Source organism: Acinetobacter lactucae, assembly GCF_013344765.1.
GTDB lineage: Bacteria > Pseudomonadota > Gammaproteobacteria > Pseudomonadales > Moraxellaceae > Acinetobacter > Acinetobacter lactucae_A.
In genome coordinates, this window is record NZ_JABVBF010000146.1 from 1 (window position 1) to 8,843 (window position 8,843).

Genomic DNA, 8,843 nt, shown 5'->3' on the forward strand with positions numbered 1-8,843 from the left:
AGAAATTATCCGTATCCAGTTCCATAAAATATGCTGCATTTAGTAAAAATTTGTTAGAATATTTTTTTTAGTTGTTTTGATGATGAATGAGCAATACTTCCTCTAATACAGCACCGATTGAAATTAATGCCCTTGGACAGCCTTGTCCAATGCCATTGTTAATGCTAAAGCGTGAACTTAAGAAAGCGTCAGGTAAACAACAATTTTTATTAAAATCGTCAGATCCTCACAGTGAAATTGATGTAACTCGTTACTGTGGTTTACATCATTTTATGTGTCAAACTACACACATATCAGAAAGTGAATTTCACTATTTAATTGAAACTCAATAATTCTTTGCTAAACTAAAAGATTAGAAATTGCATAAAATTTTACATTTCTATACCCAATTTTCCTTAATTATGAAGCTGATTCAAATTAAGATGAATTTATTGGTTATTCCATTCGATCCTATAAGGAGAACTCATGAGTGACAGCAGCAATCAATTGATGCCCCTGTCATTGTCTGCGCCCGGTGTAAACCTTGGTGCATATATCAGTACTGTCAATCAGATTCCTATTTTAACGGCCGAGCAAGAAAAAGAACTTGCTGAGCGTTATTATTATGACCAAGATCTTGATGCCGCAAAAATGCTGGTAATGTCGCATTTACGCTTTGTCGTTCATATTGCGCGCAGCTATGCAGGTTATGGCCTACCACAAGGCGACCTTATTCAAGAAGGTAATTTAGGCTTAATGAAAGCCGTGAAACGTTTCGACCCAAATATGGGCGTTCGTCTAGTATCTTTTGCCGTCCACTGGATTAAGGCAGAAATTCACGAATATGTTATTCGCAACTGGCGTATTGTCAAAATTGCAACGACAAAAGCTCAACGTAAATTATTTTTCAATTTACGTAGCCTAAAAAAATCGAGTAAAAAATTAACGCTCGAAGAAGCTCAATCGATTGCTAATGACTTAAATGTAACTCCAGAACAAGTTCTGGAAATGGAAGGTCGTTTAACTGCCTATGATGCTGCTTTTGAAGCGCAAGGCGATGATGATGACGACACACCACATACTGCCCCTGCATTGTATCTTGAAGATAACCGCTACGACCCTGCTCGTTTAGTCGAAAATGAAGACTGGGAAGAGCAAAGTACTTCTGCCCTGCATGATGCAATGGACCAGTTAGATGACCGTTCACGTAATATTTTACAACGCCGCTGGTTAGATGATGACAAATCTACTCTTCACGAGTTAGCAGCTGAATACAATGTTTCGGCAGAGCGTATTCGTCAGCTTGAAAAGAATGCGATGGAAAAGATTAAAATCGCCATGTCAGCAAGCTAAATTAAATGAAAAAATAAAAGGGCGAATCGCCCTTTTGTTTTATCTGGCTATGTTTAGCCAACCCAATCTATGTTAACGTTGCCTTTCATTATTCAGTTGCGTTTTTTGTTATGTGGATCGCCATTTCGGCCCTTAATCTCGCCTTTGCAGTCATGTTGGGTGCTTTTGGAGCACATGGTCTTAAAGCTCACGCAGGTCCTGAGCAACTTGCTTGGTGGCAGACTGCAACCGACTACTTTTTTTATCATGCATTAGGTTTATTAGCGCTTGGTATTTTAAGTAAGGTTCTTCCTCAATTCCCAATCAAGTTATCTTTTCTACTTATCCAGATTGGTATTCTATTTTTTTGTGGTTCGCTTTATATCATGGCGCTAGGTTTACCACGAATATTAGGTGCTATTACGCCAATCGGTGGAGCTTTAATGATTGCGGGATGGCTAGTCTTGGCTTGGAATGCTTTCAAATACGCAAAATAATCGGAATGTGATCATGCAAATTTATTTAAATGGCGAATTAACGGACACGCCTTGTCAAAACCTGTTGCAACTCATTCAGGAACTGGCACTTGAAGAAAAACGCTTTGCTGTCGAACACAACCAGCAAATCGTTTCTAAAAGCAAATTAGAGCAAATTTCTATTGCTCAACATGACCGTATCGAAATTATTCACGCTGTTGGCGGCGGCTAAGTCGGAGTTATCCATGCAAGACACCCCTCTCATTATTGGTTCACGTTCTTTTCAATCTCGTTTATTGGTTGGAACTGGAAAATATAAAGACTTAAATGAAACGGATTTAGCTATTCAAGCCAGTGGTGCAGAAATCGTAACTGTCGCAATTCGCCGTGTGAATATTGGACAAAATCCGGATCAACCGAACTTACTCTCAGTTATTCCACCAGAAAAATATACCATCTTGCCAAATACCGCAGGTTGTTTTGATGCTGATAGCGCAGTTCGCACTTGTATGCTAGCGCGTGAGCTACTCGATGGTCATAACCTAGTAAAACTTGAAGTTCTAGGCGATGAAAAGACGTTATATCCAAATGTAACCGAGACTTTAAAAGCAGCTCGAACTTTGATTGACGATGGTTTTGAAATCATGGTCTATACCTCTGATGATCCGATCATCGCTCAAGAACTTGAAAGTATGGGCTGTGTTGCGATTATGCCATTAGGCAGTCTGATTGGTTCAGGTTTAGGTATTTTAAACCCACACACTATTTCAATTATTAAAGAAAATGCGAAAGTTCCTGTGTTAGTAGATGCAGGTGTTGGTACAGCAAGTGATGCCGCAATTGCAATGGAACTTGGTTGTGATGGCGTATTGATGAACACTGCAATTGCAGCTGCGCAAAATCCTATTTTGATGGCTTCTGCAATGAAAAAAGCTGTTGAAGCAGGACGTGAAGCATTTTTAGCTGGTCGTATGCCACGCAAACGTATGGCAAATGCAAGCTCGCCAGAAACAGGTTATTTCTTTAAGTAATTTATTTCTTGTGATAACACAGCCTTTAATTGCCGTTATAACGCCCATGCGACTTGTATAGGCATTTTACTTTTCAAAGATGAAAAGTAACAAAAATCTTCTGTTTCGCTGATATTACATCCATGTAATACAGCGAAACGGTGGCATCCCTGCCACCTCACGATAGTCATCGTTTACGAGAATTTACGTTGAGTAAGACTAAGCCACTTGCTCATCGCGTTTAAACACTAACTCTTTTGCCGATGAGTTATCAGCATCAAAGTAGTAACCCTCGGTATTAAACGCTTTGATGTCTTCAGCTTTATTTAATTGGTTTTCAATAATAAAACGAGCCATTAAACCGCGTGCTTTTTTCGCATAAAAACTAATGACTTTATATTTGCCATTTTTCTGATCAAGAAAAACAGGCTTCACGATTTCAGCCTTAATTTTCTTCTCATTGACAGATTTGTAATATTCATCTGAAGCTAGATTTACAAGTAATTCAGATTTAATTGTTGCCAAGTCTTCATTAATCTGGTTCGTGATAATGTCACCCCAGAATTCATACAAATTATGTCCGCGAGTATTTTTTAATTTAGTACCCATTTCTAAACGATAAGGCATCATTAAGTCTAAAGGACGCAATAAGCCGTATAGACCAGACAACATACGTAAATGTTGCTGCGCAAAATCTATATCTTTGTTTTTCAAATGATAAGCATCTAAACCAGTATAAACATCCCCCTTAAATGCATAAATTGCTTGGCGAGCATTTGAGAAATCAAATTCGGGATTCCAGTCTCTAAAACGATCTGCATTTAGTGTGGCAATTTTTTCACTCACACTCATTAAACTCGCAATTTCAGAAGCAGAAAGTTTGCGACAAACATCAATTAATTGTGCTGAGTTTTCTAACAAGCGAGGCTGAGTGAACTCATCTGTAGGTAAAGCTGATTCATAATCTAAAGTTTTTGCAGGAGAAATTAAAGCAAGCATACATAACCTGAAAAAATTATTCTTAATACCAACTATAACAGTAGATATTTTTTAATGCTAACTCGTGTTTTCAATGACGACTATCGGTAAAATAGTACTACGTATTGTTATTTAGCGGTTCTTATATGTCTGAGCAAACTTTCATCCAGGGTCCAGTAGGTAAAATTGAACTTTTCGTTGACCGCCCTGAAGGTGAAATCAAAGGCTTTGCGGTTGTTTGTCATCCGCACCCATTGCAAGGTGGAACCCCTCAACATAAAGTCCCTGCCCTTTTAACCCAAATTTTTAATGAATATGGTTGTATTGTTTACCGTCCTAGTTTCCGTGGTTTAGGCGGCAGTGAAGGCGTTCATGATGAAGGCCATGGTGAAACCGAAGATATCTTAGCTGTAATTGAACATGTCCGTAAGCTTCATGAAGACCTACCATTTTATGCAGGTGGTTTTAGCTTTGGCTCACATGTTTTAGCAAAATGCTTTGCACAGCTTGAACCTGAATTACGACCTGTACAGTTAATTTTATGTGGTTTACCAACAGCTACTGTAGTAGGTTTACGTCACTATAAAACACCTGAAATTCAAGGTGATATTCTACTCATTCATGGTGAGCAAGATGATATTACTTTACTTTCAGATGCGATTGAATGGGCAAAACCACAAAAGCATCCAATCACAATTTTACCAGGTGCCAACCACTTCTTTACAGGCTATTTAAAGCAGCTTCGCCAAATCATTACACGCTTTATTATCATGAAATAAACGGTAACTTGATGGGCATAGATTGAGTCTATGTCCATCATTTTATGAGCTCTGTAATTACTAAAAATTATTCAAACTTAAACCAAAACGGGCTAAATATTTTTTACTTGGTTACTATCGTTTACCCTGATTCTTATAAAATTTTAATAAGTGTCTATAATAACTTTACGCATTTGACTAAAAAATTCCAACAATATGCTTCATTTTACTTTTTTAGGCACATCTTCAGGTGTACCCACTCTGACACGTAATGTTTCAGGATTAGCGGCTCGTAACAGTAGAAATAAGGACTGGATTTTAATTGATGCTGGTGAAGGTACACAGCATCGTATTCAACAAGCTAGGCTATCCTTACAAAACCTAATAGCTATTTGTATTACACACGTTCACGGCGACCATTGTTACGGTCTAGTTGGCTTATTAGCAAGTGCAGGCATGAATGCTCGTACCAAACCACTAACCGTAATTGCACCGAAAGAAATACAGCAATGGTTTGAAATTACAGCGCAACTTACAGATTTATATTTGCCCTATCCCATCAATTTTATCGATGTTAATGAGGCAATACAGTCTCAGCAGATCTCTGATGAGTTTATTGTTCAGGCCCATCCTCTTAGCCATCGTGTCCCAAGTTTTGCCTTTAGTATTTATATAAAATCTATACAGAAGAAGTTAGATATCCAAACTTTAACTCAGCTTGGTGTACCCAAAGGCGATATCTGGGGACATTTAAAACGAGGTTATGATGTTGAGTTTGAAGGACGAATTTTAAAATCGAAAGACTTTATCAAAGTTCAGAATCAGCAAATCCACGCAGTTATAGGTGGTGATAATGATCAACCTGAACTATTAGCAGATGCTTGCAAAGATGCTCAATTACTTATTCATGAATCGACTTATTTACAAACGGTTTTGGATAAAGTTGGTAAAGGACCAATGCATAGCTCAGCAAAAATGGTCGCTGAGTTTGCGGAACAGCAATCTTTAAGTAATTTAATTCTGACACATTTTAGTCCTAGGCATCAGGATAAAATTGGGCAGCAAGCTATTACCGAAGAAGTTCGCCAATTTTATAAAGGTCATTTTTATTTAGCGAATGATTTTGATGAATTTACTTTAAATGAAGCTGGACAGCTTTTAAAAGTCGAGTAAAAGTAAAAGTTTAAGAAGCTCATCTGAGCTTCTTATTTATAAAAAATTACTCTACAGAGGCTAACGCTGTTACCAACAACTTCCAGCATTTTTCTACGGTATCCACTTTGACTCGTTCACCAGGTGCATGTGCACCCTGAATATCTGGTCCAAACGATACCATCTGTAAATCTGGATAGTGCTCGGCAATAATTCCACATTCCAAGCCCGCATGAATTACTTTAAGATTTGGCTCAATGTTAAATGCCTTTTGATAGGCTTGCTGTAAGCACTTTAAAGCGGCTGAGTCAGGGTTTGGGGTCCAACCTGAAACTAATGGTGTTAGTGTAGAGCCGATATTAAATTGACTAAAATGTGTCTGAATTTTTTCTGCAAAATCTTGAGCTTCTTGATTCACCATTGAGCGAACCATTAAGACAGCTTTTCCACCCTCTCGATTTAGTTTTACGACCCCAATATTATTTGAAGTCTCAACTACGTCTGGCAGAGCCTGACTCATACTTGCAACGCCATAAGGACTTGTTGCCAAAGCTTGCAACCATTCATTTTGCTGTTGTTGAGTAATCACTTCAGTTACTTCAGCACTATTGGGTTGAAGTGTTAATTGCAGGTTGTCATCAATACCCTGTAATTGGTTTTTCCATGTTGTTTGATATTCAGCAAGTATTTTTTCTAATTCGGGTAATTGGTTAGACGAAATTGCAATGGTTGCCAGTGCTTCTCGCGGTAAAGCATTACGAGCTGTACCACCAGTAAACTCAGCAAGACGTCCACCAAGCTTTGCTAAATGCTGATTTAAAAAGCGGGCTAAAATAACGTTGGCATTGCCACGTCCTAAATGAATATCTACGCCAGAGTGACCACCTTTAAGGCCCGAAACCTGAATATTCACGACCGTCAAATTTTCAGGAATTGGTTCATAAGTAAGTGGTTGCTCAACTTCAACATCAATACTGCCAGCACAACCCAGATATAATTCACCCCACTCTTCCGTATCAATATTAAATAACCATTTTCCTTTTAGCACACCGGCCTGTAAAAGCCGCGCACCACTCATCCCTGCTTCTTCGTCAACTGTTAAAAGAACTTCAATTGGCCCATGAGCAATATCATTTGAGTCTAAAACTGCCAAAGCTAAAGCCACCCCTATGCCATTATCAGCGCCTAAAGTGGTGTCTTTGGCAATTAGCCAACCATTCTCAAGCACTGGACGGATCGGGTCTTTAAAGAAGTCATGTACAGTGCCAGTGTTAACCTGCGTGACCATATCTAAATGACCTTGGAGAATGATCCCAGCTACATGTTCTTTACCATCAGTCGCATTCTTACGGATAATTAAATTACCAACTTCATCTACGTAAGTTTCTAAATTTCGACTTTCAGCCCAGTTTCTTAAAAACTCACGAAGCTGCTGTTCGTGCTTTGAGGGACGAGGAATAGTGCAAAGTGTTTGAAAATGCTGCCAAACCACTTGAGGAGATAAGTTCGAAAAATCAAATGGCACCATATATTTATACTCTCACAAATATTCTTAATAAACGTAGGTTTATTGAAAGATAAGAATTTATCAGCGCAGTTTTAGCTTTTTATTAAAATCGACGCTGATAAATTAAAAAAATGACTTTAAATGTAGAATATATTAGGTATAAAAATCAAAGCTAAATTTCGCGAACTAAACGGAATCCCCACATAATTGAACGAGCTTGTGAAGTTACATACGCATTACGATAAGCAGTTCGCACGTTATAAGTGTTATATATCCATGCTCCTCCACGTAAAACGGGGAAATTACACTGTCCATTATTTTCTTCACCCCAACGACGATTCACACTAGGAGCATTTTCATAATTTGAATGCCAGCAGTCATCCACCCATTCTCGTGCGTTGGCACTCATATCATATAAACCAAAATTGTTTGGTAAAAACTTCCCGACTGGTGACGTAAATGCATAACCATCCGTGCATTTAAATAGACTCCAACCACTGGTTTGGGGTAATGCTGCCGCTGTAGATGGATCTAATACATTTGCGTATTTACAAGCTTGGTCAAGATTAAGGTCATCTCCCCAATAATATGCTGTTGTCGTTCCAGCACGCGCCGCATATTCCCACTCAACTTCTGTTGGTAAACGGTAGGTCTGACCTGTTTTTTTAGATAACCATTTCGCAAATTCTCTTCCATCTTCACGACGTACACATACAACAGGATCCTGAGATGTTTGATTCATACCCGAATTATTCGGATTTAAGTCATCTCGATACCACATATTAAAGACACCATTGCGTGTTTCCCAATTACGGCATCCCTCGACTTCCCATCCAGTTTCCTTTTGGAAAGCCTGAAACTCAGCAATTGTTGTTTCATAAGTTGACATTGCAAATGGTTTTTCGACTTGTACTAAATGTTGAGGTAATTCATATGGTCGAGATTGAGCCGGTACATTCTGTTGCTCTTGCTCATTTATATTTCCGCCCATTAAAAAGCTACCAGCTGGAATAACCGTCATTTCTGGACAAAAACTATCTGAACAATCTTTGAATTTAGACTTTGCTAGTGTTAATTGATCAATATTGGTATTTGTTAATGACGCTAATTTAATTTCAGGATTCATATTTGGCGGGTTATTGATTTGACGAATTAATAAATTAATTGTTCCTTGCCATTCACTTAACATTTCCCTTAGCATGGCAGATCGTTCAATACTTACGCCTGTTCCATCATAATCTGGAGCATTACACCTCGCTCTTAATACAGTTGACTCATCGGTAAGCTGAGCTAATTTCGGAATAATTTGATTATCAAGAAAAACTCCTAAATTATTTGAACTAGCGATATTGGCTCTTAGTTCTGCCGCTGATTTTTGAGCAATTGCTGCCTCACTGATAACTTTAGAATAGACACTATCACACTGATTTTCTTGCCATACTAGATTTTGCTTAAGATTCTCCAAGGAAACAATAGTTTCTTCTAACAACTTCTGATTCGTTGAATTTATGGTTGTATCTTTATCATCACTATTACACGCTGATAATAAGGAGATAATCAATATACCAAAGCCTTTTGAATAATTACTGGAAATTATGTTCATGTTAATTCTCTGTAAAATAATATAAATAAGAAGAGGAAATTGAGTAGT

General features: G+C 38.1%; 10 protein-coding genes. 7 read left to right on the forward strand and 3 right to left on the reverse strand.

Translation table 11 applies throughout. The features are described from left to right. The first annotated feature begins 86 nt into the window (after nt 1–86). The 5 genes from HUN22_RS13285 (at nt 87) to HUN22_RS13305 (ending at nt 2,818) form a co-directional block, all read left to right on the forward strand. Complete coding sequence (locus tag HUN22_RS13285) at nt 87–332, forward strand: sulfurtransferase TusA family protein (protein ID WP_174730224.1); 246 nt, start codon at nt 87–89, stop codon at nt 330–332. A gap of 133 nt (nt 333–465) precedes the next feature. Beyond that, nucleotides 466–1,332, forward strand: coding sequence for an RNA polymerase sigma factor RpoH (gene rpoH / locus HUN22_RS13290; RefSeq protein ID WP_174730227.1), 867 nt, complete (start codon nt 466–468; stop codon nt 1,330–1,332). A 110-nt stretch (nt 1,333–1,442) separates the two neighbouring features. Then, nucleotides 1,443–1,808 carry a DUF423 domain-containing protein gene (locus HUN22_RS13295; protein WP_174730230.1) on the forward strand — a complete coding sequence of 122 codons (366 nt, stop codon included), beginning with the start codon at nt 1,443–1,445 and terminating at the stop codon, nt 1,806–1,808. A 13-nt stretch (nt 1,809–1,821) separates the two neighbouring features. After that, complete coding sequence (gene thiS / locus HUN22_RS13300) at nt 1,822–2,019, forward strand: sulfur carrier protein ThiS (RefSeq protein WP_174730233.1); 198 nt, start codon at nt 1,822–1,824, stop codon at nt 2,017–2,019. A 13-nt stretch (nt 2,020–2,032) separates the two neighbouring features. Beyond that, nucleotides 2,033–2,818 (forward strand): thiazole synthase, encoded by a 786-nt coding sequence (locus HUN22_RS13305; protein WP_001154366.1) that lies wholly within the window; start codon nt 2,033–2,035, stop codon nt 2,816–2,818. Between the two features lie 198 nt (nt 2,819–3,016). On the opposite strand, the gene yaaA is transcribed toward HUN22_RS13305, so the two are convergent. Then, a complete protein-coding gene (gene yaaA / locus HUN22_RS13310) occupies nt 3,017–3,796 on the reverse strand; it encodes a peroxide stress protein YaaA (RefSeq protein WP_174730236.1) in 780 nt (259 codons plus the stop codon). Nucleotides 3,797–3,921: 125 nt separating this feature from the next. Here yaaA and HUN22_RS13315 point away from each other — a divergent pair, with 125 nt between their 5' ends. Together HUN22_RS13315 and HUN22_RS13320 are read left to right on the forward strand one after the other, a co-directional pair. Then, nucleotides 3,922–4,554 carry an alpha/beta hydrolase gene (locus tag HUN22_RS13315; RefSeq protein WP_174730239.1) on the forward strand — a complete coding sequence of 211 codons (633 nt, stop codon included), beginning with the start codon at nt 3,922–3,924 and terminating at the stop codon, nt 4,552–4,554. A 195-nt stretch (nt 4,555–4,749) separates the two neighbouring features. Next, the gene (locus HUN22_RS13320) at nt 4,750–5,706 is read left to right on the forward strand and encodes a ribonuclease Z (protein ID WP_174730242.1); all 957 of its coding nucleotides are present in this window, start codon (nt 4,750–4,752) and stop codon (nt 5,704–5,706) included. A gap of 46 nt (nt 5,707–5,752) precedes the next feature. Here the strand turns inward: HUN22_RS13320 and HUN22_RS13325 are convergent, their stop codons facing one another. Both HUN22_RS13325 and HUN22_RS13330 read right to left on the reverse strand, forming a co-directional pair. Next, nucleotides 5,753–7,213: an aminoacyl-histidine dipeptidase gene (locus HUN22_RS13325; protein WP_174730244.1), complete on the reverse strand. Its 1,461-nt coding sequence runs from the start codon at nt 7,211–7,213 to the stop codon at nt 5,753–5,755. Between the two features lie 151 nt (nt 7,214–7,364). Beyond that, nucleotides 7,365–8,795 carry a formylglycine-generating enzyme family protein gene (locus HUN22_RS13330; protein WP_174730247.1) on the reverse strand — a complete coding sequence of 477 codons (1,431 nt, stop codon included), beginning with the start codon at nt 8,793–8,795 and terminating at the stop codon, nt 7,365–7,367. Nucleotides 8,796–8,843: the final 48 nt, after the last annotated feature.